Below are 24,105 nucleotides of genomic sequence, written 5' to 3'. Positions count from 1 at the left end.
GTGGCGGTCGGTTTTGGGTGGAATTGGCGGTTTGGTTTTGATCGGTTTGTGCGGGACTTATGGGATGGCTTCTGCGGGACGGGCAGTAAAGCCCGCGCCCTACGGGAGTAATGCGATGGGGAAGTCTTGGCCGTAGCCGTAGCTGGCGGGGTATTGGGCGGTGCCTTTGTGCTTGGCGGTGACTTCGGGGACTTGGCTTTCTAGATAGGCTTTGAGTTCGTTGACGGTGATTTGGCTGTCGCCTTTATCGGCAGCGCCGTTGAGGGCTTGAAGCAAGGTGTAGGTGAAGGCTCCGTGGCCGAGCTCGGCGAACTCGGTGGCGAACTGCTGGCTGCCGCTGGCGGTGAGCCAATGGGTGCCGGTGCTGCGGGCGAGCTGGGCGATGGCTTTCTCTTCGGCGGCGCCGCGTTGGCTGATGCTGGCGATCGCTCCGGCGGATTGGCAGGCGTCTAGGATAAAGAGCTGCTTTTGAGCGGAGATTTGACTGGATAGCTCTTGGAGCTGGATGCTGGATACTGCTCGGCTTTGGAGCTGGTCGTCGGCGCCGTAGAGTTGGGTGACGTCGTGGGGGACGAGGTAGAAGTCGCCTTGGCCTTGCTTGGCGACGACTCCGTGCCCGGCGTAGTAGAATATGAATACGTCGTCGGGGGTGGCGGTCTTTTGGATTTCTTCGAGGGTTGAGACTAGGGTTTGTTTGATGGCTTGGTCGTTTTTGACGGGGTGGTAGTTGACCGTGCTGAAGAGCGGGGTGGAGTTTTGCTGGAGCGTTGTTGCGAAGGCGGTGGCGTCGGCGACGGCGTAGTTGAGATTGTATTTCTCGTTTTGATACTGGTCGATGCCGATGGCGACGAGGTGGAGGGCGGGGCGGGTTTTGTTGGGATCAGCCTTGAGGTGGATGCTGAGCTCGGCGGGAGGAGACTCGATGTTTTGGGCATTGAGGGCGACGACAGTGAGGGTGTTGTCGCCGGGGAGCAGTTGGATGGGGAACTGGCGATTTTGGTTGTAGCTGGGGGCGGGAGAGTCGGTGGTTTCGGCTGTGTCGTCTTCGACGAAGAGGCCACGGGTGGCGAGGTTGAGGCGTTTGCCGTTGTGGAAGACGCGGACTTCGCGAAGGGGAGTGGTGGGAGAAGCGATGGCTACGTTGAGGAGGATTTCGTTTTGCTCGGTCGTAGTGGAGTCGAGGATACTATTGGTCGCTTTGTCCAGGAGGGTTATCTTGGTGGCGGGAGGCTGGGCGAGAGTGGCTATGTCGATAGTGGGAGGGGTGACGGCTTGTCCTTCGAAGAGGGCGTTGAGGAGGCGGGGGCGGAAGTAAGGTTCGTAGAAGGAGGCGAGCGGTGCGGGGGTGAGCCCAAAGGCGAAGTTGAGGGCGGATTGGGTTTCGGCTGGCGCGTCGAAGAGTCCGTCACGGTTGACGAAGGCCCATTGAGCGTCGGATTGGAGGAGGCTGAGCTCGCCGAGGTAGGTTGGGGCGTCGGTATCGAAGAAAGCGATTCTGTTATCGGAAAGGGCTGCGAGGTGTTTATTGCCCGCGAGGAAGGCTCCGCTGGATACGCGCTTTCGGAGGGGAATATTTGAAGGGTTTCTGAAGTAGGGAGCGGAAACGATGCGCAGGGTTTTGTTGTCTTGGAAAACCCAGCGTCGGCCGTCGGGGGTGGCGGCTACGATATCGGGGTAGTCGGCGAATACGTCGATGCGAGAGGGCTCGCGTTTGGCCGTCCCAGTGTCGGCGTCGACGGTATTCACGAAGTGCCGGATGTAGTTCTTGGTACCGCTGGAGGTGTTGCTGCGGTAGCTTTTTACGGTAGCGAAACGGAGGGCGTTGTCGGTGGGATCGTAGCGAAGGTGGGTGGCGTGGGCGGGGATTTCCCAGAGCTGCTTTCCGGTTTGTAGCTCGACGGCGACGACTGTACTCTTGCTGTTGTCGTTTTGGCTTTTGTGGAAGAAGAGGCGTGTTTCGTTGTCGTTGAATGCGAAGTCGGAGGGGCGCAGGTTTGGCTTGTGAGCAAATTTCCAGAGGAAGTTTCCGTTCGAGGTTCGAACGTGGAAGCCTACGGGGTCGACGATGACGAGGTGGTTTCCGCTGGGGCTGAGGATGGGTGTGGTGGAGGATCGGCGGTTGTTGTCGGTGTCGGTTCCACGGTGCTTGAGAGTGGTGATTGGTTTTGAGAAGGCGGGAGGGTAGAGGGTTGCTGATTGGTAGTTTGGTTCTTGGTAGCTTGAGGAAATCCCTCCGATGGCGATTTGGTTGGATTGTGTTGCGAGACTGATTTGGCTGAGCGGTTGGCCTTTTTGCGAGGCGATGGAGAGGCCGGCGGGGGTGAAATCGATGCGTTTGACGAGGCCGTCGCTGTCGTTGACGAGGAGGGTGCGGGAGGAGCTGCTGGCTTGGATGCCTCTGGGGCGGAAGGCGTTTGTTTGCCAGCGGGTGAATTGCTGCGCGGCCGGGGTGAGGACGAAGCTGAGGGCGTAGTCGAAATTGAGGGCAGCGTGGACGAAGATGTAGTCGTGGTCGGCGGAAGTGGCGATTTTTCGAACGGTTTGCGATCCGAAGGATTCGTTTTTGAAAGAGCGGATGGCGACGAGCTGCCGCGTGGCGGGGTCGAGCTGGAAGAGGTCTTCGCGGGTGGATACAAGGGTTGGCTTGTCGGGGGAAACGGGAGGGAGGATGTTTACGACCGGAGCTTTTTTCGGGAGGGCGATTTCGACGGGTGGGGAGGCGTCGGCGGGATTGGTAAGGGTGATGGAATTGATGTAGCCCTCTGGAGCGGTGAGGATGTGGCCGTCGGGAAGGAGGACGCGTTGGTCTTTGGATGCTGGATACGTTTTGGCGACGACCCAGGAGCGGCCGGTTTTGAGGAGTTCGGTGGCGCCTGACTTGAAGGTGATGAGGGCGAGGTTTTCGCGGGGGGCGAGGGTGATGCGGGTAATGGGGTCGAGCGTTTCTTGGGTGCAGGTGTGGAAGGGGCGGATGCGTCCGTTGGCGGGATCGACGGTCCAGATCGTGGCGCGTTCGCCGCGTTGGCCGGCGATGTAGAGTTGGCCGGAGGATGCGTCGCGTGCGTAGGCGGTAGGTTCCGGAACGTTTAGGTCGCGGCTGAAGGAGTAGGAGGGAAGGTCGAAGGTGCGTATCCGTTTTTCGGAGAGGAAGTAGACGGTGTCTTTGCTGGCGAAGATGGGGATGTAGGGTTCGGTGTAGCGGTCGTGCTCGAGGTTGACGGAATTGAGTGTGCGGCCGGTGGCGGTTTCGTAGAAGATGGCGGTGCCGTCGAACTGGGTGGTGAGGGTGGTTTCGCCATCGGGTGAGAGGGCGATGTGGGGCGTGTTGTGCGGCAGGCCGGTGGAGAGGATGAGCTCGGGGGTGAGTTGGGCGTGGGTGGAGGGGAGTAGGCTGAGGAGCAGGGTGAAGAGGATGGCTTGTGTGATGGGTCGCATTGTCTGTAGGGCGCGGGGGTTATCCCCGTCCCGCGGTGGTGTTATGGTGGTTTCTGGATGGTGGGCTCTGCGGGACGGGCAGTAAAGCCCGCGCCCTACGGGGATCGGGTTACGGGATGATGGCGATTGGGAAGTCTTGGCCGGTGCCGTAGCTGCTGGGGTATTGGGCGCTGCCGCGGTATTGTTGGGAGAGTTGGGGGACTTGGGTTTCTAGGTAGGCTTTGAGTTCGTTGATGGTGATTCGCTTGTCGCCGGCGTCGGCTGCGCCTTCTAGGGCTTGGAGGAGGGCGTGGGTGAAGAGGCCGTGGCCGAGCTCCTCGGCTTCGGTGGCGAATTGCTGGCTGCCGCTAGCGGTGAGCCAATGGGTGCCGGTGCTGCGGGCGAGCTGGGCGATGGCTTTTTCTTCGGCGGCGCCGCGTTGGGCGATGGTGACGAGGGCTTCGGCGGATTGGCAGGCGTCGATGAGGAAGAGCTGCTTTTGGGCGGCGATGTTGGCGGAGAGCTGGCGGAGCTGCTGGGCGCTGATGCCGTTTTGGACGAGGTGAACGGGATCTCCGTAGAGCTGGGTGACGTTGACGGGCGCGAGATAGAACTGCTTGTCTTGCGTTTCGTCTACGACGCCGTGGCCGGCGTAGTAGAATATAAATACGTCGCGGGCGGTGGCTGAGTCGGCGATTTCTTTGAAAGTGGCGAGGATGTTGGAGCGGGTGGCGTCGGAGTCGAGGAGGAGATGGGTGTCGATGCGGGTGAAGATGTTGGCTGCTTTTGCCTGCAGGGCTTTGGAAAAGGCTTCGGCGTCGGCGGCAGCGTAGTTGAGGTTGTATTTGGGATTTTGGTACTGGTTGGCTCCGACGATGAGGGTGTGTAGCGCGATGCCGCTTGTGGTGTTGGAATGGGCTTGGCCCTGGGCGTTGAGGGTGAGGTTGGCGGGGAAGGATTCGATGCCGCTAGCGGTTACAACGACGGCACGGAAGCGGTTTTTTCCGGGGAGGAGGGGAACGGTGTAGTTTTTGGAGAGGTAGGTCTCCGAGCCTTCTTCGTCATCTTCGACGGTGAGTCCGCGGGTGCTGCTGCCGAGTAGCTTGCCGTTGTGGTAGAGGCGGGGTTCGGAGGAAAGAAGGTTGGCTCCGCTGGCGCGGAGGGTGAGGGTGGCGGTGGTGTTTTCGGTGTCGAGCTCGAGGTCGTCTTCCACTATGAGACCGCGGGTGCCGTCGGCGAGGGCGAGGCTGACTTGGGGAAGGGAGGCGAGGCCTTCGATCTGGGTGGCTGCTCGTGAAGGGAGGTCGCCGCCGAGGATGGTTTGCAGGAGACCTGGCTCGTGGAGCTGGGCAAGGAGTTGGCCCCCGGGGACGATCTTATGATCGACGACGGTGTAGAGCGTATCGGCTGCATTGGGAGAGCTTTCGAAGCGGTGGTCGGAGGCGACGAATGTCCAGTCGTTTGTTTCCGGATACACGGTGAGTTCGCCTATGTTGCGGGCCTGATCGAGACTGTAGAATTCGATGGGCCCGGAGGCGGTTGCGGCGAGTAGGAAATCCGATTGAGGCGAGAGGGCGAAGGCGACGTTTCGGCTAGGGAGGTCGAGGGTGGTGCGGGTTTTTCCTGTATCCAGGTTTAGAATATGGGTTTTCTGGGCGTCGCCGAGGATGAGGTGTTGTCGGTTGTGGGAGACTTGAAGGTAGGTTGGATCGGTTTGGGTGGAGGGGATGCTGTTGGATCCGGGAAACGGAGTGGCGGCTCCGGTTTCGGCGTCGTGGAGGGTGAGCTGGTAGGGATTGGTGTGGAGGGCGAGGAGTTGGTTTTCGTAGTTGTAGAAGAGAGGGTAGACGCGGCGGTCTTGTGGGATGTCGATGCTCCAGAGGTGTTCTTGGGAATGGAAGTCGAAGGTGGAGAGTCGTTGGTTTTCGAATACGGTGAGGTAGGCCTCGTTTTGGTCGATGGCGGCTGCAGGCGGCGTTTGGCTATCGATTGGAGAGTCGTAGAGTTTTCGGTCGCGGGGGAGAATGAAGATCTTTTCGGGCGAAAAGGCGTCGAGGAGGGCTCCGGTGCCTTGGGTGGTGAAGACGTAGGAGCCGGCGGGCGAGAAGATGGCTTGGTAGGGACCGGTTTGGTCCATGTGGGAAGCGGTGCGGGCACCGCGTACGGGCTGTCCGTCGGGATAGCTGTCGGCGAGCCAGAAGTTGAAGCGGATGTCGCGTGAACCCTTTGGTTCATACAGGGTGAAGAGACTGGCAGTGTCGGCTTGAAGGGTGAAGTCGCCGACGCTGCGGTATTGTTTTTCGAACTGGGCGCCGTTGGCGTCGAGGGTGAGAGTCGAGAGTTGACGTTGGTCGTCGAGGACGAGGTATCCGGATTGGGTGGCGTTGAGAGCGAGCTTTTGGATACGGGCGGGTGACTGGGGAAGGTAGTCGGCGACGATTTGGTTGCTGGCGATGTCTAAGCGAACGAAGCGGAAGGCGTTGGCGATGAAGAGGGATTTTCCGTCTGCAGAGAACGCGGCTGAGGAGTCGTCGCGAGCCATCTCGAAATGGCGGAGGTCGGTTTGGAAGGAGATCTCTTGTTTGGCGAGGTCGAGGACAAAGATGCGGGTGCCCTCGACGAAGAGCGAGGAATGGGTGGCGACGTGGTAATTGTGTCCGGGAGCGAGTTGGAGCGGGCCAACAAAAGTTTCGACGTAGGCGTGCGGATAGGAGGTGGGTTCGAGGAAAATGATTTTATCGCTCTCGAGAGTCTCTCGGTTTGTGAAGGCGATGTAGCCGATGTCGTAGGTGGGCTGAAACAGGTGGATGAGCGCGCCGCCGGGGGCGACGTAGTGGGAATCGAAGTGGCTTGTCCATTGGTTGACTAGACCTTGGAGGTTTCGCTCGCGGTAGGCGTCGGGAAGGCTGACGGCGGTTTCGAGGGGGGCTTGGGTGAGTCCGACCCCGTTTATAACGTGGTCGAGGTAGGGGGCGTCGGAGTTGCTGGGGAGTAGGTTGAGGAGGGGGCCGTAGGTGGTGAATGCGTTGGTGTGAAGTGTGATGGGGATATCGGGAAGGGCGGTAACGGCGAGAAATTCGGTATCGACGCGGTGGATACGGTTTAGGTTTGCTCTGGTGTCGTGGTCGATGGCTATGAGCTCGCCGGTGTTGGGGTGGAAGGCGAGACGATCGATGCTGGGCAGCGCAATGGCGGAGACTTGGGGAGTTGATGCGGTGGTGGGGAGCTGGATACGAAGGAGGTGGGTCGCGGTGGCGGTGTAGACTTTGGAGCCGTCGGGGGAGAGGAGGGCGTTGGAGGAAGGGAGGACGGGAGTGCCGTCTTCGAGGGTGATGGTGCTGAGGATCTTGCCGGACTTGGATTGCCACCAGTGGGCACCGCTGGCGTTGAGGGTGAGGAAATGGGCGTCGTCGGGGGCGGGGAAGATGGCGAGGTTTGCGGGATTGAGTGCGGAAACGCGGGGACGGGATGTGGTGGTTTGCGCGAGGGTGGTAGCGGCAATGATAGCTGTGGCGAGGAGGAGCTTGAGTGTGAAGCTGCGCATGTTGGTAGGGTAGAATGTAGGGGCGAGGTTCATTCCTCGTCCCGCGGTGGTTTGGTGAGTGTTTGCTTTTAGATCTGCCCTTCGCCGGGCCCAGGGTCTGTGACGGGACGGGCAGTAAAGCCCGCGCCCTAGGGGGTTAGTGGTGGGGGATTTCGATCATGAGGGGGACGACGGTGCCTTTGGTTTTTTCCGTAACCGTGAAGCCGATACGGGCGGAGTCGTACTGGATGTATTTGTCCGGTACGATTTTGTTGCCGAGGGATTGGGCGATCTTGAGGGAGAGGGTGCCGGGGTTGGCGGCCATGGCTTCCTTCAGGGCGTCGATGTCGAGGGGCTCTTCGGAGTAGAGCATGAGCAGGTAGTCGGTGCCGGGTTGGTTGTCCATGCGGACGACTTTGCGTTCGGAGGGGAAGGCGATGGTGCTGTTGGGCCCGATGTGCGGCGACATGTTGTCGGCGAAGGGGAGGATGGTGGTGATGTTGCCGGTGAGGTCCGTGGCGAAGGCGTAGAGGTAGCTGTCGGTATTGGTGGTGATGTAGAAGCGGAAGCGGGTGCCGGACGGATAGGAGCGGGCGAGGCGGTAGCCGACGTAGCGGATTTGGGTGTTGGGGTCGGCGGGAGGGGCGACTTTGACGGCGGGCATGGGGGTGCCGTCGCGTTCTTGGAAAATGACTTTGCCTTTGAGGAGGGGGGCGAGTTCGGGGGTAACGCCGTCGGGGCCGGGGACGGGAGTGGCGCGTTTGGGGCGCTTGCCGTAGGCTTGCATGGCCATGATGCAGTTGCGGCCGAAGTCGGCGTAGGGGATCCAGACGAATCCTTTGTCGGCCCATTTGGGACTCCAGCTGTTCATGACTCGCATAGCACCGCCGTACTTGTTGTCGTCGTAGCCGACTACGACCATGGCGTGCAGGCCGTGCTGGCCGGTGGGGCCAGCATCGCTTTCGAGTTCCCGCCAGAGCGGGCCGGACTTGTAGAAGCTTTGGTGGACTTTGAAGCCAACGACCACGGGGCTGCCTTCGGATAGGGATTTTTTTACGGATTTGACTTTGATGGGGTCGTCGTCAGCGAGATCGGTTCCGTAGAGGATTTGGTAGTCGATGATCGGATACTCGGTGGCTTCTAGAAGCGCTTCGGTGCCGATGGCACTGCCGCATTGGTAGGGGAGCGTGGAGAGAGGCGGGATGCCGACAGTACGGAGGAGCTCGAGGGCGGCGACAGGGCTGGAGCCTTGCATGCAGTCGAGGTCGTCTTCGCTCTTGATGCGTTCGTAGACGAAGGTGGGGGAGAAGATGTGTTGGTCGAGTCGGCCGCGGTGCGTGATTTGTTTTTCGATACCGTAGAGGATGGTGCGAAGGTGGTAGCCGACGGCGAAGGCGGTGCAGGTGGAGTAGGGGCCTTGGTCGCCGGGGGTGGGTGTGTACTTCTCGAGGTTGGCGGATGCGGGGAGATTGGCGTAGGTCTCGGCGGTGACGGGAGCCTTGTAGGGGACGGCGCGGTAGGCTTGTTCGTCGAATACTAGGCCGGTGCCGTAGTCTTGGGCGAAAAGGAAGGTGGGAAGGGCGGCTGCGAGGGTGAGGGCGAGACGGCCTAGTGTGCGGCGGAGGAGGGAAGTCATATGGCTCGGTGGATTAGTGGTGTCGAAGTTGGCTTGTGGTTTGGCTAGGGTAGGAAGATCGGTGGTCGTATGCAGAGCTGAAGGGCGATTCCGCTATTGATTTTGGGAAGGAGCCGTAGCTTTGTATTTGCTATGTTGAATACGAATAGGAGTTGTGGGAGCTGGCAAGGAACTTGGATGTTGCTGGCGGCATTGATTTTGTCAGCTGCGACGCTGCAAGCGAACCCTGCGTCTGAGGAGGAGGCGGCTTGGTTTGCGGGAAAGTGGACCGTCGGTCCTGCTCCGGTGGACGGTTTCGAAACGATTGCAGGCGGTGATTCGATCGAGGCGGTGCTGCGTCACTTGGAGGGGGCTCGAATTGAGCGCGAGATTACGCTCGGCGGGCAACTGCATGTGATGAAGTTCGAGGTGAGAGCCTTTGGGGGAAACTTTCCTTGGTGGGGAGACAATGGTGGAAACTATGTATCCAAAAAGCGGGACGAGAATTCGTTTATCTTGGCTCCGGTCGGTCCGATGGGGAGAGCTGAATGGCAGAAAGGCTGGCTGTATACTCGGATGGGGGAAGAGGGGGCAGATCGAAATTCGCGGGACGGGCAATAAAGCCCGCTCCCTACGGTTTTGCGAGCAAGGCTTTCCAGCGTTTGCCGGAGGCTTTTCCTTCGAGGATGTTGACTTCCTCTTGCCCTTTTCCGCCGCGCCATTCCATGAAGCTTTCGGAGTAGTAGGTGGGCTCGACGGTATTCTGTGGTTTGACGAAGGAGAATCGCAGCTGGTGTTTGGCGAAGCTGAGTTTTCCTCCTGCTCCGAAGTAATACCAGGGGATGTGGAATCGGTTGATCGTGTCTAGTGTAACGGAGAAGAGCTGTATCGGAAAAATGGAGTCGCTTTCCGAAGAATTTGTCCCGTGGGTTTCGAGCAACTCTTTGAGGCGCGTTTCGGAAAAGGTGCCTTGCTCGAGAATGAGGTAGCTGAGCGTGCCGTCTTCGAGGTGGAGGATCCCGGGGAGACTGTGGACAGGGCCGTCTAATAGCCACGCTTTGCTGGAGAATGTATTGGGGGTTTGCATACGATATCTACTTCTTGAATTCTCCTGTTACGGGGCGGTCTTTAATGCCGAGAACTTTTTCTATCTCAGCTTCGATGAATTGGGCCTGCGATGAATCAGTCAGTCCAGAGAGGAGCTTTTTCTGCTTGTTGTTGCGGTCGATGCAGTGGACTTCGTAGGTGATGCTTGTGCTGTTCTTGTTTCGCGTGATCCTCTCTTTGCAGTAGATCTGTTGCACATCTTCGACGGGCGTTTGAGACTGTCCCATCCACCGGAGGGGGTAGTGCTTGACGGTCAGGTAGTACGTGTCGATGCGGACGTCGGTTTTGTTCACGAAGAGGGCTATCGTGTAGTATATCAGGAAGATTCCTACTGCAGCATGGATTGAACCGAAAGCGGCCATCATCCAAACGCCTTGGCTGATGGCGATGCTCATCCAGACGACCATGAAGGCGTTCCAGAAGAGGGCGAACACGATGAGGAAGTAGGCGAGGGCGGACTTCCAAGTGCGTCGGATGACGATGGCGTCGTACTCGGTAACAAGCTCGATATTATCAGGAAGTGGCGAAAGAGGAGAGTTGGAGGCCATGCGAGGTTTTGAATCGAAAATTCTTCGATTTTGCGGGCGCTGTCAACTGCGCGGAGGAACGTGGTGCCCTGTCTAGCGTGGAACGTAGCGCCGGCTAAAGATCGACGCTACCGGACGAGGCGGAAGAAGGCTGTGTTCTCAGGGAGGTCGAAGGTGTAGGTTATCAGGTCGGCTTCGTCGTCGAGGGGTGATTCGCTTTGGCTGTGGGACTCGACTCGGGTCCAGTCGATTAGGTTTGTGGATACTTCGAGTTGCAGCGTTTCGTCGGAGGCAATTTTGGCTCGGGGAAAGACGAGGGTGAGTGTGCTGTTTTTTGAAGATAGTGTCGCGAAGCTTTGGATACCGGGAGCATCGAAGGAGAAGGGATCGGTGCCGAAGAAAGCCTCTATGGCGGCGTTCCATGGGTCGTCGTCGTCGTTGGATTCGGGGTTGATTTGGTTCCAGGCTAGGAAGTCGTCGGTGTCTTGTATCGCGTTGGTGGGTACGGCTTCGAGGGCGACGTAGGCGAGGCGTTCTTGGAAGGAGGGGGCAAGGGCGGGGTTTGATTCCTCAAGGGTGGCGTCGGTGGCGGTGAAGCCGAGAGGGGAGCCGGGGGTGCGGGTGTCGTCGTCGCCGGGGGCGAGCGTGTCTTGGGCGACGGAGAGGTAGTCGGTGTCGGAGCCGGCGATGGCGACTCGCTGGGCATAGTAAGTGCCTTGTACGGGCGGGTCGTCGGTGGGTTCGGGGTGGGCGCCGGCGCTGAGGCTGTGGAAACGGGTGACACCCTCCCAGGGAAGCTTCATGAGCAGGCGGTGGGCATCGCCGGGCGCGGCTTCGCTGGCTCCGCCGTTGGGCCAGGGGAGGAAGGACTTGGAGGTGCCGAAGGCGATGAGGCCGTCGGTGCCATCGGCCAGGGCGGTGATGTCGTCGAGGGCGGGACCGGCGTGGATGGCGAAGCGGCTGACGCCAAGGTCAGCGGTGAGGCGACCGGTGAAGGCGTGGGATCCGGTGAAGTAGCCGACTCCGGAATTGTAGAAGCCCATGGTGCCGCCGATCCAGAGGGCGTCGTCGGCCCAGACCATGTCGCGTACGATGTCGAGGAGGGTTTGGCCGCCGTTTGGTAGCTCGTCGCTGGGGCCGCCGAGGAGAACGGAGTCTACAACTACGCCTGCGGGGTCGAGCTTGCAGATCCATAGGGATGGGATGCTGTCGACGACTGGCAGCTTGAGTCCGCCTCCGGCGTAGTAGTTGCCGTTTGGATCTTGGACGAGGGCGTTGAGCTCGGGGATGCGTTTGGAGGGTAGGATTGAGGCCCAGAGGGGAGAGGCGTCGAGGGAGGAGACTTTGGCTACGAGGCCGTTATATGTAAGATTTGGATACGCATCGGAAAGGTCGAATCCGGGCGCGCTGCCAGTCGCATCGGCATTGGTGAGGGCGAGGTAGGCAATGTGGCCATCGTTGGTGACGATGATTTCGCTGGGGTCGGTGGAGGTGGATCCGCCGCCTGCGTTTTCGTCCGGGGTGTAGACTTTTTGCCAGAGGGGGTCGCCGTTTTCGTCGAAGGCGAAGATGGCGGGGCGGCGATCGAAGGGTGGGCTCTTCAGGGAGGCGCGGCTTAGGACGGCGTAGAAGGGGGTGCCGTCGGGGTTGTAGCCGTAGGCGAGAGCCATGCTCTGGTAGTTGTGGGCTTCCTCGGGGTCGGAAGCGGTGTAGGTCTTGGTCCAAACGGTGCTGCCGTCGGCGTCGATGCGGGTGAGCTGGATCTTGAAGGGATTGGCAGAGAGGACGGTGAAGGTGCCGTCGGCGTGGGGCACGGCGTCGATGGGGCGCGTGTAGGTGGCGTTGAGCATCCAGACGAGTCCGCCTTCGTTGTCGAAGCAGGAGATCTCACCATTGGTGACGGAGCCGCCGCCGGCGATTATGCGATCGGTGCCGGGGAGGGGAAAGACGAAGAGGTCGCGGGTGGCGGAGGTACTGCCATTGGGGCGTAGAGCGCGTATCCAACGACTGGATTCGCCTTCAATGGGTTTGAGGCCAGGGTTGTCGGCGGCGGTTTCGCCGTCGTTGAAGGCTAGCACGGTAGGGTTGCCGCCGAGGGGAGCTCCGGAGTCTTTTTCGAAGATGGGAGTGGTGAAGAGGGTCTTTTCAACATCGACGAGGTCGAAAATGCCGGCGAGCTGGAACTCCATGCCGGCGCGGAGCTCGAGGTCGGCGCCGAGGGTCCAAGCGGGATCGGCGAGGGCGTCGAGCTCGAAGTCGCCGAGCAGGGCGGCGGAGAAGGTGGGACCGAAGGTGACGGGGACTTCCGGTTTGCTGAACTTGAAGTAGAGCTGGGTTTCGGCTTCGGCTTGGAAGGTGACGTTGGCGGCGGAGAAGATGGTCGGGTTGGTAAGTCGGGTGGGGATGGGCAGGACTTCGCAATCGTACTGCGGTTCGCCGTCGACGATGCCACCTCGGAAGACGACCTTCATGCCGGTTGTAATGGGAACGCTGATACCGGCCTCGGCGGCGGCAAGGGCGGAGACGTCGAGTTTGAACTCGGGCGTGAAGGAGAGGCCGCTGGGGAGGACGATGGAGAATAGGGGGAATTCGGCGAGGGTTTCGGTGCGGTCGTTTTCGCTGGCTTCGGAGTTGTCGGTAGCGGCGTGGGCTTCGAGCAGGAAGTTGACGTCGACCACGAGAGTGCCTTCGGCGTAGAGGGATTTCACTTCGCCTGCAGCCATGCTGAGCTCAACGCGGAAGTCGTCCGGCACGACGGCGAAGGAGCCGCTGAGCTCGAAATCGGTGGAGATGGGGATGCGATTGAAATGCAGCGGCAAAGGGTAGTAGGCGGGGCCGGCTTGGCCGAAGGGGCCGGTGCTGTCGATGCCGGTGGCTGGATGGATGCGGGGCAGGCTGGATACAATAGTGCCGTCGATCATGTGGTCGAGGGCGTCGACTTGTTCGCCATTTAGGTAGTGGGTGGTGTCGAGAGATGCGGGGGAGGGGGCGGTAACGCCTGCTACGAGGAAGGGCATCTGTTTGTCGGCGCTTTGGGAGTACTGGGGAGGGATGGTGTCATCGATGACCAGAGGTGGCACTGGATACCTGTCTGGCAGCGCGATGAGCAGCTCGCCTCGCGATACGGGGGGATAGGAATCGTAAGTCAAAATGTCTCCGGAGCCGGTGAAAGATTCGTGGAAGTCGTAGGGGACTGGCGGGTAGTTGAAGGACCAGAGTTCGCGGGCGTCGGTGGTGAAGCGGGAGGTGTCGAGAATGCTGGCCTTGACGGTTTCCAGGTGTTCGTTGGCGACTACGACCTTTAAGTTGGTATCCGGTGTCGTGGATACGGTTTCGTTGGCTTCTATGAACTCGAAGGTAACGGAGGTGGTGGATACGAGGGGAGGGGCTTCCTCCACCTGGAATTCGATGTCGAGGTGAGCTCGCGACCACTTGCTGGTGCTGGTGTTTTCGACTTCGGCGGAGACTTCGAGCTCGGTAGTGCCGTCGCCGAGATCGGTTTCGGAAACAATGACTGGATTCTTGACCACGAGTTTTTCGGAATCCTTCCTCAGGTCGCCGATATCCGGGTGGGTGTATCCGCCAGGAGGAGGATCTAGGATGAGGGGATCGTCGGGGTTGGGGGTGAGTTCGAGAGAGTAGGAGACGGAGGCATCGCAGTTCTTGTTTCCTCGGATAATGACAATGAGTTGGTAGAAGCCTTCCTCGAGCATGCCGGTGGAGCTGAGGTTCTCGTTAATGGCGCTGAGGTTCTCGTGGACGTAGAAGAAGTAGCCGCCCTCCGATGCGTTGTATTCCTGCTTCAGGAAATAGGCGCGGCAGCTGGCGTCGGTGTTGCTGAGGATTTCGAAGTTCAGCTCGTAGTCGGTCCAAAATTTGTCGACCTTAAATTCGAGCACGACCTTGTTGCCGTCGAGAAGCGGGATTGCTGGTTCGTTCCAGGTGGATTTGGAGTGCCAGAAGCCGTCTATATTGGGAGCGGGGTTATCTTCGACAAAGGTGAGGACGGTGCTGGCGGTGCCGGAAAAACTAAGGGATTGTCCGTCGTTCTCGAGCGTGTAGTCGCTATCCAAGTCGGCCGTGGCAGTGGTGCTCCAGGGATTGTCGAACTGGTCGAGCCCTGAGGTTTCATAGGCTAGGTCGAGGCGCCCGTCGGTGGTGCGGAGGGATCCGGAATGCTTGTCGGAAGACGTTCCTGTATGAGTTACTCGGATACTGTATCCGAGCGCTTGAACCTGTTCTACGGAGACGTAGTTGAGGTTGTCTTCGGCGCCTACGAACGGCACGCAAAGTAGAGGGGCTAAAGCAAAGGCGAAACGGCGTAGGGAATTCATATCGCGAAATACCGCGCGGCGTATTGAGCTCAGGCAGGCTCAGGGCCGGCTAGGAACATGTCGTTGGCTTCGCAGGCGGCGAGGACTTGCTGTATGGTTTCGTCGGATACGGAATTCTCGAAGGCGTTCTCCTCGTCGGTGGCGAAGCTAAAGCTGAGGAAGAGGTTATCGGCGCCCTCGCCGGGATCGTGAATGGTGAGGAAGCGGGTGGCGGTGTCGCCGTTGTTGCGGAAGGAGTGGATGGTGCCCTTGGGAATCAGGAAGTTCTCGCCCGCAGTGACGGTGTACCACTCTTCTCCGCGCAGGAACTCCATGGTGCCTTCGAGCACGTAGTAAAGTTCGTTCGCCTTTTCGTGGTAGTGGGGTGGAGGCCCCGGGACCTTGGGAGTGACGTAGACGTCAGCAGTGGCGTAGGCGCCGGTGGATTGGAGAGGGCGAACCTTGTGGCCGATGAACCAGACTTCTGTGCCGAGGGGATATTTTCTCATGGAGAGCAAGGAGTTGAGTGGCAGGTGAGATTTTGTCTTGTTATGAGACAGGCGTCTCATAAGGTACAGCCTTAATGTCAACTTTCGACCTCAGCAAGGGACGCTCCAAGCAGAAGTTGCGCACGCGGCAGCAGTTGTTGCAGGCGACGCGCGAGTTGCTGGATGAAGGGAAGGTTCCTAGCATTGAGGCGGTAGCGGAGCAAGCAGGCGTTTCGCGCGCGACGGCTTACCGGTACTTTGCAAATACGGAGAAGTTGGTTTTTGAAGCGGGGCTGGATGCCGCGTGGCATTCTCTGGAATTCGACCCTTCGAAGCTTCATCCGAGCGACGTGGTGCAGCGTGTGATGCATCTACACGCGGCTATGTGGAAAAACGGAAGGGAGACCGAGCCTGCCTTCCGTCGATTTCTTGGCAGCGCCCTCGCGGAGTGGGTGGAAACCGGTGGAAAAAGTGATTCGAGGGGAGGACGGCGTTTGCTGTTGATTGATATTGCATTGGAACCAGTGAAAGAAGTGTTGGAGTATTCTGAATACAATATGCTGCGGCACTCTTTGGCTGGCATGCTGGGAGCGGACATGTTGGTTTCTTTGCGGGATATCTGCAAGCTGGACTACGAGGAGGCTGAGAGGACGAGTCGGTGGGCAGTTATGAAGTTGCTAGAGTCGGCGATAAGGTAAATCGGGTTGGGTTTGCGTGGCGGTCATTTTGCTTGGGGCCATCGACCTAGGTTGGGTCGCTTTGTGGGGACTAGGAATGGGGGGGGGGCAGCGCTTTCGGGTTTTAGGGAGCTATGCATTTGCGACGAGGAGAAGGCCTTGGTTGACGTGATTCATCGGGCGGGCCTATCTTCGGAAATGGCGGGATTGGATGGAGGGAGTTTACGAGGCGAGGAGATGCCGCGCTGCCAGCGTTGCGGTGTGGAGTTTTCGCGAAAGGAGCGCTCGGGGAATTGGACCGTTTGCGACAGCTGTTACTTGGTGCGGGGATCGTGCTGCCCTGAGTTTGGGCCGGATGATTTGACTCGCGACGATGCGAGCAAGGGGAAGAAGCGTTGTGAGTAGGCGCGCTTCGGTTTGGGGGCACGTTTTTCTGGTCGGCGGCTTGTTGTTGATTGGAACCAATCTACGGCCGGCGATTACGGGAATCGCGCCGTTGGTGGATCGGATGATAGCCGATGGGGTCGATGTGGAGACGATTGGGCTGCAATCGACCCTGCCGCTTCTCTTGTTTGGAGGGGCTAGTGTTTTAGCAGGCGCGGTAGGGAGCTGGCTCGGTTTTGCCCGAGCCTTGGCGCTCGGCTTGGTTGTATTGGCGGCGGGGTGCTTTATCCGCACTTGGGGCCTGGCGGGAGACGGGGGCGTTGCCGCTCGGGTGGGCGGTCCCTTGCTGGTGGGAATGGGGATCGCTTTCGGAAACGTGCTTCTGCCTGGTGTAGTGAAAAGCCGTTATCCGGATCGCTTGGGTGTGATGACGAGTCTCTATTCCACGGCCATGAACGTCGGCGCGGCGCTGGGCTTTGCCCTGGCGGTACCGATGGCGGAAACGTTTGCGGGCGGTTGGAGCGCGTCGCTAGGGTTTTGGGGGCTAGCGGCTTTAAGCCCTCTTGTCCTCTGGATTCCGCAAGTACTCAGGAAGCCGAAAGCGCGTGAGTACACGAATCCTTTCAGGCCGCTGGCCCAGCTCGCTCGAAATGTGAGAGCCTGGCAGGTGACGGCTTTCATGGGGATGCAGTCGCTTTTGTTTTACGCGAGTTCGGCTTGGTTGCCGATCGTGCTCCAAGAACGCGGTATGGGGGAGTCGGCGTCTTATACATGGCCAACTGTGATGCAGTTGTGCGGTTGCGTGGCGAGTCTCACTTTGCCTACTTGGGCGGGAAGGCTACGTTCCCAGAGCTGGGTTGCCGCTGGATGCGGCGCATTGACGGCCCTAAGTATTTGTGGGATCTTATGGTTGCCCTTGGGATGGGTAGGGGGCGCGACAATATGCCTGGGCTTGGGCTTGAATGCCGGATTCGGCGTGGTGTTGCTATTGATTGCGCTTCGTAGTTGGGATGCAAATACGGCAGGCTACTTATCCGCGATGGCCCAGACGATTGGGTACTCGTTGGCCGCGCCTTTTCCATGGTTCGTCGGTTGGCTCAGCGAAAGTAGCGGCAGCTGGCATATCGCCTTTGGCTTCTTGGTTTTGCCGGCGATCGGAGTGATGGTGGCAGGTTGGCTAGGCGGGAAACCGGGCTATATAAAGTAGGTTAGGCCGCGTTAAGGGGATTCTTTAGGTGTTGCTCTCCAAGTCCTTGCGAGCGTTTCCACGAGTGCGGGGATGACTTGATCTAGGGTGTGGTTGCGAGATCTTGGGTTTGGTTGTAGACTACCGTCATGAAATCGAAATTTAGAGAAGCGCAGCGAAATCCAGAGGCGACGTACAGCCGGCCACTCGAAGTTTTGTCGGATGCCGAGCTGACGCAGGAAGAGAAGCGGTCTGTCTTGGAGGCTTGGAAGGCGGAAGCCATCCATTTGCAGGAGTCTTCGGGCGAAGGCTTTGGGGGTGGCGAACGGAGTAGTCTCGATGAAATTGCCAAAGCCCTTAGTCGAGTGTAGGCGGGATCTCGCAGCCCGACTAGGCTCTGGCTAGAGGGATCGGAGCTTTACCAAATACCGGTTTCGCCGGATTTCAGGTTTTTCGCGAAGGCAACCAAGAGTTGGATACAGTGTTCTGCATCTTGCAGGTCGATGACTTCGCTAGGCGTGTGCATGTAGCGCAGGGGCAGGCAAATGAGGCCAGTGGCGACGCCTGGGCCGGCGACTTGAATGGCTCGGGCGTCGGTGCCGGTGGGGCGTGGATCGCTTTCGAGCTGGTAAGGGATGTCGTTCGCTTCGGCCGCTTCGACCAGTTTTTGGTAGACGATGGGGTTGATGTTGGGGCCTCGCGTAATGATGGGGCCACCGCCGAGCTTGAATTCGCCGAACTTGCGTTTGTCGCAGTCGGGGTGGTCGGTGGCGTGGCCAACGTCGACGGCCACGGCGAAGGTGGGGGCGGCGTTGTAGGTTGAAATCATGGCTCCGCGCACGCCGACTTCCTCTTGGGCGTTGGCGACGGAGATGACTTTGGCTTGCAGCTTGTCCTTTTCCTTGGCGAGACGACGTAGGGTTTCGCCGACGATGTAGGAGCCGCCTTTGTTGTCGAACGCTCGTGCGGTAGCGACGCTGCCATGGATGAACTCGAACTCGTGGTCGTAGGTGGCGACGTCGCCGACCTGTACGCGGGATTGGGCGTCGGCCTTATCCTTGGCGGCAATATCGATCCACATCTCGTGGATTTGCGGCACCTTCTCGCGATCCTTGGCATCCATGAGGTGCACGGCTCTTTTGCCAGTGACCCCTTTGACGACGCCGTTCTTCGTCTGAATGAGGACGCGGCGTCCGGAGATGACGATGCGGTCGTGTCCGCCGAGCGTTTGGAAGTAGAGAAAACCGTTGTCGTCGATATAGTTGATCTGCAAACCGAGCTCGTCGAGGTGTCCGGCGAAGAGGACAGAGGTTTCTGCATCCGGATTTAGGATACCGATGCGGTTGCCGATGGTGTCCTTTTGGTAGAGGTCCGAAGCTGGTTCGACGTACTTGTCGTAAGCCGCTTGGGCTTGTTGTTCGGCTCCGGAAGGGCTTTTGGCGGTCAGGAGTTCGAGGAGAAATTCGGGTGCTTGCATAGAGATAGTGATTCGCGACCCCTTTCGACGAGCTTAAGGTCGTCGACAAGGTTGTTCCTACATGGAGAGATTGTAAGTTTTTCCGTTTTCGAGGGATTCAGGTTTTTCTATTAGGTCAGCAATTTTTTGAGCGATCGTATCCGGAGTGGGGATACGTCCTTCTTCCTTCAGCTTGATAAATCGTTCGACCTCCGGAAAGTGGCTGGGGGAGGTTTTACGAATCTGTTCCTGCATGGCGGTTTCCATCACGCCAGGATTGATGTTGGCGAAGACGGTTGGGTGGGGCGCGTTTTCTTGCTCCTTGGCGATGGTGCGGACCAGTTGCTCCTGTCCGGCTTTGGTTGCGCAATACAGGGACCAGCTTGCTTTGGCTCTATCTGGGAGTGCGGCTCCGGAGGAGATTTGCAGAAACGCTTTGGGAACCGGCAAGGATTCCACCCGTTTGAGGAAGGCGGAAGCCGCGAGTGCGGATTGGGTCAGGTTGGCAGCGATGGTTTCTTCGATCTCGAAGGGGTCGAGGTTTTGAGCTGGTTGCAACAAGCCGAGTCGCCCCGCGTTCGCGATGAATACGATGCTTTCCGAGTCTTCGAGTGGTTCGTCCGCCAAGGCTTTTTGAAAGATGCTGGCGGCGAGTTGTGGTTTGGTGAAGTCGCAGGTGTGGAAGGTGCCAGAGAATTCACCTTGCGTACGACCAAATCCTACGAGCTTTGTTTGTTCGTTTTCTAGGACCTTGGAAAGCGCTTGTCCTAGGCCTTTGGATACTCCGGTGATGATGATAGTGCGCATAGTGGGGTGGCTGGTTTTCGTGACCCTTTTGACGAGCTCAAGGTTGTCGACAAGGTCGCTCCTACAGTTCGTCAATGATGTCCTCGAGCGGATAGCTGATAATCTCTGCGAGCGTTGGGTGGTACCAATGCGTCTTCAGGAGGTCGGCCGCTGTCAGATTGTTGGAGACGGCGACGGAGAGGGCGTGGATGAGTTCGCCGGCGTCTTTGGATACGATTTCGGCTCCGAGAATGCGACCCGTTGGCTTTTCGCCGAAGAGGCGAACGAAGCCGTACTTGGCTTCCATGAGGATGGACTTGCCGTGGTCGTCAAAGGGATAGTCGGCGGCGATGTAGTCGATGCCGCGTTCTTTGAGCGTTTTTTCCGTGAGGCCGACGCGGGCCACTTGTGGGTCGGTGAAGACCACGTCGAGCATATGGTCGTAGTTGAGGGGGCCGAAAACGCTGCTTGGCTTTTGGAACGCGTGGCGGGCTGCGTATTCGCCTTGGAGCACGGCGGTGTGAACGATCTCGAAGGGGCCGGCGCAGTCACCCGCGGCGTAGACGTCGGGGTTGGTGGTGAGCTGGTGCGCGTCGGTTTTGATCTGGCCGTTGGGAAGCAGCTCGATTCCCGCGGCTTCGAGCCCAAGGTTTGCGGTGTTGGGACTGCGTCCGAGAGCGTTTACGACATACTGGGCGGTGACTGACTTTTCGAAGCCTTCGTGGTCGAAGACTGCCTTGAATCCGGTGTCCGTTTTTTCGATACGTTTGAGGGAGGTGCCAGTGTAGAGGTCCATGCCTTCATCGCGGAATGCTTTCTCGACAGTTTCGGATACGTCAGCTGCCTGGTCTTTGAGGATGTGGCTGCTGCGTTGGATTTGGGTGACTTTGCTGCCGACTCGATTGAGGAATTGGGCGAGTTCGCATGCTACGACACCGCCTCCGAGCACGATGACGGATTCGGGCAGGAAATCGAGGTCGAGAACTTGGTCGCTAGTCCAGATTTCTTTGTGGTCGAGTCCGGGTATCGAAGGCACGGATACAGTAGATCCGGTGGCGATAATGAACTTTTTTCCTTGGAGCCGAGTGCCGTCGGATAGTTCGATGGTATTGCGATCTATGAACTTTGCGTAGGAGCGATAGAGGTCGTACTTTCGGCTCCGCATAGAATCCACGCGGTAGTCGGAAAACTCTTTGATGGTTTCCACCTTGCGTTGGTGCAAGGCAGGCATGTCGACTTTCGCTGAGGGGATGTCGAGGCCGAACTTCTTGGCGTTTTGGGCGAGGTGCAAAACTTCCGCGGAGTAGATGAGCGTCTTGGATGGCATGCAGCCGCGGAGTATGCAGAGTCCGCCGAGTTCGTCGGCGCCGTCGATGACGGCGACGCTGTCCGAGAAGCCGCGAGCGACGCGGGCGGCGTTGAAGCCGCCGGAGCCGCCCCCAATTGCGATAAAGTCGTAGGTTTTCATTTTATTAGTTTGAAGCTGTGTAGTGAATGGATGCAGCGATCTCTTGAGCCGCGGTTTTGCCCCTGAGCTTTTCAACGAGCGTAAGGGAGAATTCGACTGCGGTGCCGAGCCCTTGGGAGGTGGTGAGGTGCTGGTCGACGACGACGGCTGCGTTCGAGGCGCGTGGTAGAGTGTCGCGGACGGAGATGTGGGATGTGGCATCTCGCTCGTCGAGGATGCCGTGCTGGGCCAATATTTTCGGCGCGGCGCAGATAGCGGCGAGTTCCCTGCCGGCCTTGTCTTGGCCGACGAGCACATCGCGTACATTCTGGTCCTCCGCAAGGTCCAAAACGCCGGGGCCTCCGGGGAGGATCACCAGGTCGAAGGTTTGCTTGCTCGCCAGTGAAAGGGAAGTGTCCGCTGAAAAGGTGATTTGGTTTCGCCCCGTGACGCTGGGACTGCCGTCCACGCTGGCGACGGTAACGTCCACCTCGGCGCGGCGCAGGATATCGACAGGGGTGAGGGCCTCGATCTCCTCGATACCGTCGAATACGATGACGAGGGCGTGTGGTCGATTGTTGGGCATCTTGTTTTTTTGGGGGATGGGCGGGAGGTCAGGCAATCATTTTGCGTCTGTCTGGCCGAACTTAGATGGTGAAGTCACGCTGCTTATGCTTGCGGGTTGACAGGGAGGAAGGGAAAACAAGCGGATGAAGGAATTGAAGGGAAAGCGGTTATTGATCCTAGGCTGTGGTTACTTAGGCAAGATTTTGGTTGCGGAGGCGCTGGAGCGGGGGATGCGGGTATTGGCTGTATCTCGAAATGTGGATACGCTTTCTGAAGTAGGAGCCAAGGGGGCGGAGACGTTTTGTGGAATGGTTGACGCTGAGCTCTGGCATGAGGCAGCGGGCGAAGATGTTGATTTTGTGGTAAACTGCGTGAGTTCGGCGGGAGGTGGCTTGGCAGGCTACCGTCAGTCTTACATAGGCGGTAACGAGTCGCTTAGCAAGTGGGCGAGCAAGGTCGGCTTCAGCGGGCGGGCGCTCTACACGAGCAGCGTGAGCGTTTACGGAGATGCGGACGGGGGCTGGGTGGACGAGTCCGAGGCCCCCGAGCCGGCGAACGAGAGAGGGCGCTTGGTTCGCGAGTCCGAGCGGGTGTTTTTGCAGGGACTGGAAAGGGCGGAAGCCGCGGTCTTGCGTCTGGCTGGACTCTATGGTCCGGGGCGACATTTGATGCTGGATCGGCTGCGATCGGGCGAGCGGGAGCTTCCGGGGTGGGGCGACTACTATTTGAACTTGGTTCGCATCGAAGATGTCGCAGCGGCCGTTTGGCATTGTTGGGAGGCTGAAGAGGGAATTTGCGGGACGTTTACGGTGGTGGACGACGAACCTGCTTTGAAGCAGGACATTGCGACTTGGATTGCCTTCCAGGTGGGGAATCCGCCTCCGGTTTTCACGGGAAAAATCGATTCGAGCGGTCGCGCTTCACGTCGCTTGGGGGAAGGTGGGCGTCCTGCGAACCGTCGCATTCGAAACGCGGCCTTGAAGGAGGCTACTGGTTGGAAGCCGCGGTTCGCCAGTTTTCGCGATGGCTTTAGCGAGCTGCTGGACGAGGGATAGGGATTGACGAAGCGGTAGCCTAGAGGCAGCTTGGCCCGCTGTTTTAGCAAACGAATAACCCGAAACTGATTTTAGAAAAGGAGCTGAATTATGGCTGGAGTTGGAAAATTGATGAAGCAAGCCGCCAAGATGCAAAAGAAGATCGAGGCCTTGCAGGAGGAGCTTGCGAATAAGGAGCTCGAAATCTCCAGCGGGGGCGGCGCCGTCGTGATCACCATCAACGGGCAGAGCGAATTCAAGTCGCTCAAGGTCGATCCGGAGCTTCTTAAGGAAGAGGCCAGCTTGGTGGAGGAAACCCTTTTGGAAGCGATCAAGGAAGCGGCTTCCAAGGCGAAGGCCTACAACGAAGAGGAGATGTCGAAAGCGACTCAAGGGTTCAGCATGCCTGGCCTCATGTAGTTGTTTTTTCGTTACTGCCGATATGACTCCCGCATTCGAAGCGCTGCAAAAGGAGCTCAAGCGCTTGCCGGGGGTGGGCTTCCGATCCGCCGAGCGGATGGCGATCCACCTCCTGCTAGAAAAGCCGGAAGCCGCGAAGCGACTCAGCGACGCGATTTTGAGCGCCAGCGAGCGCGTGCGCAGCTGCTCCACTTGCGGGAACGTTTGCGAGGAGGAGCGTTGTTCTATTTGCGAGGACGTGCGCCGAGAGGAGAGCGGATCGCTTTGCGTGGTCGAGCACGTCAGCGACTTGATGGCGATCGAGAAGTCGGGCGCCTATCGAGGTCGCTATCATGTTTTGCATGGGAAGCTGTCGCCGATCAATGGAGTGGGGCCGGAAAGCTTGAATTTGTCCGGGATTGCCAAGCGGGTGAAGGACGAGGGTGTGACCGAGGTGATACTCGCTCTGCCGAACGACGTGGAAGGCGAGGCCACTTGTCATTACCTGACGGAATTGGTGGAAAGCGATTCGGTGGAGGTTTCTCGAATCGGGTTTGGACTGCCGAGCGGGGCTTCCGTGTTGTATGCAGATTCTGGAACATTGAAAAGTGCGCTTGACGCTCGCAAACGCTACTGAGTTGGCGCAGCGTGCGGAGCCATGTTACCAGATGTTTCTAACGAAGTTGTATACGACAAGGCGACGGTCGATGAGCTGTTGCTGAGAGAAAAGGACGGCCGTCCGCTGTTGCGGCGATTGTTTGAAATCTACCTAGAGGAGACTCCGCGGCTCCTGGAGGAGCTCGAAGCTGCGGTGGCTGCAAAGAACGAAGAAGAGGTGTACGATGTCGTCCACCAAATGAAAGGCTCCGCGGCGGCTTTGGGGGCTCGAAAACTCTTTCGCTTGACCGAGGTGGCACTATCTCTCTGCAAGGACGGCGAGATATTGAAGGTCGATGACTTGGTCGAGCGCATCGAGGACGAGTCGGACGCTTACATCCGGGACGTGTCGCAGATTTTGAACCAGGCCTAGTTGAGTCCGATTGGGTCGCCGAGTCTGCTAGCGGTTGAGTCGAATTTGATCCTGCCTCGTGGACGCCGGCTGAAGCTCGGCTTTGTGGCGGCGCATAGCGAGGAGGCGTTCCATCGCCGCCGTTGGCCAAGCCAGAAAAAAGGCGCCCCTTG

At 58.9% G+C, this 24,105-nt stretch carries 19 protein-coding genes; 8 read left to right on the top strand and 11 right to left on the bottom strand.

The window, feature by feature from the left end; genetic code table 11:
• Nucleotides 1-99: 99 nt before the first annotated feature.
• The 3 genes from IEN85_RS08770 to IEN85_RS08760 form a co-directional block, all read right to left on the bottom strand.
• Nucleotides 100-3,435: a caspase family protein gene (locus IEN85_RS08770; protein WP_191616723.1), complete on the bottom strand. Its 3,336-nt coding sequence runs from the start codon at nt 3,433-3,435 to the stop codon at nt 100-102.
• A 109-nt stretch (nt 3,436-3,544) separates the two neighbouring features.
• Nucleotides 3,545-6,958, bottom strand: a complete 3,414-nt coding sequence (locus tag IEN85_RS08765; protein ID WP_191616722.1) for a caspase family protein — start codon at nt 6,956-6,958, stop codon at nt 3,545-3,547.
• Nucleotides 6,959-7,094: 136 nt separating this feature from the next.
• Nucleotides 7,095-8,573: a C1 family peptidase gene (locus tag IEN85_RS08760; RefSeq protein ID WP_191616721.1), complete on the bottom strand. Its 1,479-nt coding sequence runs from the start codon at nt 8,571-8,573 to the stop codon at nt 7,095-7,097.
• Nucleotides 8,574-8,705: 132 nt separating this feature from the next.
• On the opposite strand from IEN85_RS08760, the gene IEN85_RS08755 reads away from it, so the two are divergent.
• Nucleotides 8,706-9,173 (top strand): hypothetical protein, encoded by a 468-nt coding sequence (locus tag IEN85_RS08755; RefSeq protein ID WP_191616720.1) that lies wholly within the window; start codon nt 8,706-8,708, stop codon nt 9,171-9,173.
• A gap of 10 nt (nt 9,174-9,183) precedes the next feature.
• Here the strand turns inward: IEN85_RS08755 and IEN85_RS08750 are convergent, their stop codons facing one another.
• The 4 genes from IEN85_RS08750 to IEN85_RS08735 all read right to left on the bottom strand — a co-directional run bounded on the left by IEN85_RS08750 (nt 9,184) and on the right by IEN85_RS08735 (nt 15,008).
• A complete protein-coding gene (locus IEN85_RS08750) occupies nt 9,184-9,639 on the bottom strand; it encodes a hypothetical protein (protein ID WP_191616719.1) in 456 nt (151 codons plus the stop codon).
• A gap of 7 nt (nt 9,640-9,646) precedes the next feature.
• A complete protein-coding gene (locus IEN85_RS08745) occupies nt 9,647-10,207 on the bottom strand; it encodes a hypothetical protein (protein WP_191616718.1) in 561 nt (186 codons plus the stop codon).
• 107 nt (nt 10,208-10,314) lie between these two features.
• Nucleotides 10,315-14,520: a hypothetical protein gene (locus tag IEN85_RS08740; RefSeq protein WP_191616717.1), complete on the bottom strand. Its 4,206-nt coding sequence runs from the start codon at nt 14,518-14,520 to the stop codon at nt 10,315-10,317.
• A 29-nt stretch (nt 14,521-14,549) separates the two neighbouring features.
• Nucleotides 14,550-15,008, bottom strand: coding sequence for a cupin domain-containing protein (locus tag IEN85_RS08735; protein WP_191616716.1), 459 nt, complete (start codon nt 15,006-15,008; stop codon nt 14,550-14,552).
• Between the two features lie 74 nt (nt 15,009-15,082).
• On the opposite strand from IEN85_RS08735, the gene IEN85_RS08730 reads away from it, so the two are divergent.
• The 3 genes from IEN85_RS08730 (at nt 15,083) to IEN85_RS08720 (ending at nt 17,605) form a co-directional block, all read left to right on the top strand.
• Entirely contained in the window at nt 15,083-15,685 is a 603-nt protein-coding gene (locus IEN85_RS08730) for a TetR/AcrR family transcriptional regulator (RefSeq protein ID WP_191616715.1), read from the top strand.
• Between the two features lie 376 nt (nt 15,686-16,061).
• Nucleotides 16,062-17,255, top strand: coding sequence for an MFS transporter (locus tag IEN85_RS08725; protein ID WP_191616714.1), 1,194 nt, complete (start codon nt 16,062-16,064; stop codon nt 17,253-17,255).
• 128 nt (nt 17,256-17,383) lie between these two features.
• Entirely contained in the window at nt 17,384-17,605 is a 222-nt protein-coding gene (locus IEN85_RS08720; protein ID WP_191616713.1) for a hypothetical protein, read from the top strand.
• Nucleotides 17,606-17,652: 47 nt separating this feature from the next.
• On the opposite strand, the gene IEN85_RS08715 is transcribed toward IEN85_RS08720, so the two are convergent.
• The 4 genes from IEN85_RS08715 to IEN85_RS08700 all read right to left on the bottom strand — a co-directional run bounded on the left by IEN85_RS08715 (nt 17,653) and on the right by IEN85_RS08700 (nt 21,509).
• On the bottom strand, nt 17,653-18,711 hold the full coding sequence (locus tag IEN85_RS08715; protein WP_191616712.1) for a M20/M25/M40 family metallo-hydrolase: 1,059 nt from the start codon (nt 18,709-18,711) through the stop codon (nt 17,653-17,655).
• 57 nt (nt 18,712-18,768) lie between these two features.
• The gene (locus IEN85_RS08710; RefSeq protein WP_191616711.1) at nt 18,769-19,497 is read right to left on the bottom strand and encodes an SDR family NAD(P)-dependent oxidoreductase; all 729 of its coding nucleotides are present in this window, start codon (nt 19,495-19,497) and stop codon (nt 18,769-18,771) included.
• A 61-nt stretch (nt 19,498-19,558) separates the two neighbouring features.
• On the bottom strand, nt 19,559-20,944 hold the full coding sequence (locus tag IEN85_RS08705; RefSeq protein ID WP_191616710.1) for a dihydrolipoyl dehydrogenase family protein: 1,386 nt from the start codon (nt 20,942-20,944) through the stop codon (nt 19,559-19,561).
• Between the two features lie 4 nt (nt 20,945-20,948).
• A complete protein-coding gene (locus IEN85_RS08700) occupies nt 20,949-21,509 on the bottom strand; it encodes a DJ-1 family glyoxalase III (RefSeq protein ID WP_191616709.1) in 561 nt (186 codons plus the stop codon).
• Nucleotides 21,510-21,633: 124 nt separating this feature from the next.
• Between IEN85_RS08700 and IEN85_RS08695 the strand changes: the two genes are divergently transcribed.
• The 4 genes from IEN85_RS08695 (at nt 21,634) to IEN85_RS08680 (ending at nt 23,953) form a co-directional block, all read left to right on the top strand.
• Complete coding sequence (locus IEN85_RS08695; protein WP_191616708.1) at nt 21,634-22,545, top strand: NAD-dependent epimerase/dehydratase family protein; 912 nt, start codon at nt 21,634-21,636, stop codon at nt 22,543-22,545.
• Between the two features lie 90 nt (nt 22,546-22,635).
• Nucleotides 22,636-22,944, top strand: a complete 309-nt coding sequence (locus IEN85_RS08690; protein WP_191616707.1) for a YbaB/EbfC family nucleoid-associated protein — start codon at nt 22,636-22,638, stop codon at nt 22,942-22,944.
• Between the two features lie 22 nt (nt 22,945-22,966).
• Nucleotides 22,967-23,560 carry a recombination mediator RecR gene (recR, locus tag IEN85_RS08685; protein ID WP_191616706.1) on the top strand — a complete coding sequence of 198 codons (594 nt, stop codon included), beginning with the start codon at nt 22,967-22,969 and terminating at the stop codon, nt 23,558-23,560.
• 21 nt (nt 23,561-23,581) lie between these two features.
• Nucleotides 23,582-23,953, top strand: a complete 372-nt coding sequence (locus IEN85_RS08680) for an Hpt domain-containing protein (protein ID WP_191616705.1) — start codon at nt 23,582-23,584, stop codon at nt 23,951-23,953.
• Nucleotides 23,954-24,105: the final 152 nt, after the last annotated feature.

Source organism: Pelagicoccus enzymogenes (assembly GCF_014803405.1).
GTDB classification, from domain to species: Bacteria; Verrucomicrobiota; Verrucomicrobiia; order Opitutales; family Opitutaceae; genus Pelagicoccus; species Pelagicoccus enzymogenes.
Note: the sequence above shows the minus strand (reverse complement) of the source record. Positions and strands in the feature narration are given on the sequence as shown.

Bases quoted from the DNA above. Each gene is read 5' to 3' on its own strand.
- IEN85_RS08745 (WP_191616718.1), bottom strand. From the start codon at position 10,207: ATGGCCTCCAACTCTCCTCTTTCGCCACTTCCTGATAATATCGAGCTT.
- IEN85_RS08680 (WP_191616705.1), top strand. From the start codon at position 23,582: ATGTTACCAGATGTTTCTAACGAAGTTGTATACGACAAGGCGACGGTC.
- IEN85_RS08730 (WP_191616715.1), top strand. From the start codon at position 15,083: ATGTCAACTTTCGACCTCAGCAAGGGACGCTCCAAGCAGAAGTTGCGC.
- IEN85_RS08765 (WP_191616722.1), bottom strand. From the start codon at position 6,958: ATGCGCAGCTTCACACTCAAGCTCCTCCTCGCCACAGCTATCATTGCC.
- IEN85_RS08740 (WP_191616717.1), bottom strand. From the start codon at position 14,520: ATGAATTCCCTACGCCGTTTCGCCTTTGCTTTAGCCCCTCTACTTTGC.
- IEN85_RS08755 (WP_191616720.1), top strand. From the start codon at position 8,706: ATGTTGAATACGAATAGGAGTTGTGGGAGCTGGCAAGGAACTTGGATG.
- IEN85_RS08705 (WP_191616710.1), bottom strand. From the start codon at position 20,944: ATGAAAACCTACGACTTTATCGCAATTGGGGGCGGCTCCGGCGGCTTC.
- IEN85_RS08700 (WP_191616709.1), bottom strand. From the start codon at position 21,509: ATGCCCAACAATCGACCACACGCCCTCGTCATCGTATTCGACGGTATC.
- IEN85_RS08770 (WP_191616723.1), bottom strand. From the start codon at position 3,435: ATGCGACCCATCACACAAGCCATCCTCTTCACCCTGCTCCTCAGCCTA.
- IEN85_RS08735 (WP_191616716.1), bottom strand. From the start codon at position 15,008: ATGAGAAAATATCCCCTCGGCACAGAAGTCTGGTTCATCGGCCACAAG.
- IEN85_RS08760 (WP_191616721.1), bottom strand. From the start codon at position 8,573: ATGACTTCCCTCCTCCGCCGCACACTAGGCCGTCTCGCCCTCACCCTC.
- IEN85_RS08710 (WP_191616711.1), bottom strand. From the start codon at position 19,497: ATGCGCACTATCATCATCACCGGAGTATCCAAAGGCCTAGGACAAGCG.
- recR (WP_191616706.1), top strand. From the start codon at position 22,967: ATGACTCCCGCATTCGAAGCGCTGCAAAAGGAGCTCAAGCGCTTGCCG.
- IEN85_RS08750 (WP_191616719.1), bottom strand. From the start codon at position 9,639: ATGCAAACCCCCAATACATTCTCCAGCAAAGCGTGGCTATTAGACGGC.
- IEN85_RS08695 (WP_191616708.1), top strand. From the start codon at position 21,634: ATGAAGGAATTGAAGGGAAAGCGGTTATTGATCCTAGGCTGTGGTTAC.
- IEN85_RS08715 (WP_191616712.1), bottom strand. From the start codon at position 18,711: ATGCAAGCACCCGAATTTCTCCTCGAACTCCTGACCGCCAAAAGCCCT.
- IEN85_RS08690 (WP_191616707.1), top strand. From the start codon at position 22,636: ATGGCTGGAGTTGGAAAATTGATGAAGCAAGCCGCCAAGATGCAAAAG.
- IEN85_RS08720 (WP_191616713.1), top strand. From the start codon at position 17,384: ATGAAATCGAAATTTAGAGAAGCGCAGCGAAATCCAGAGGCGACGTAC.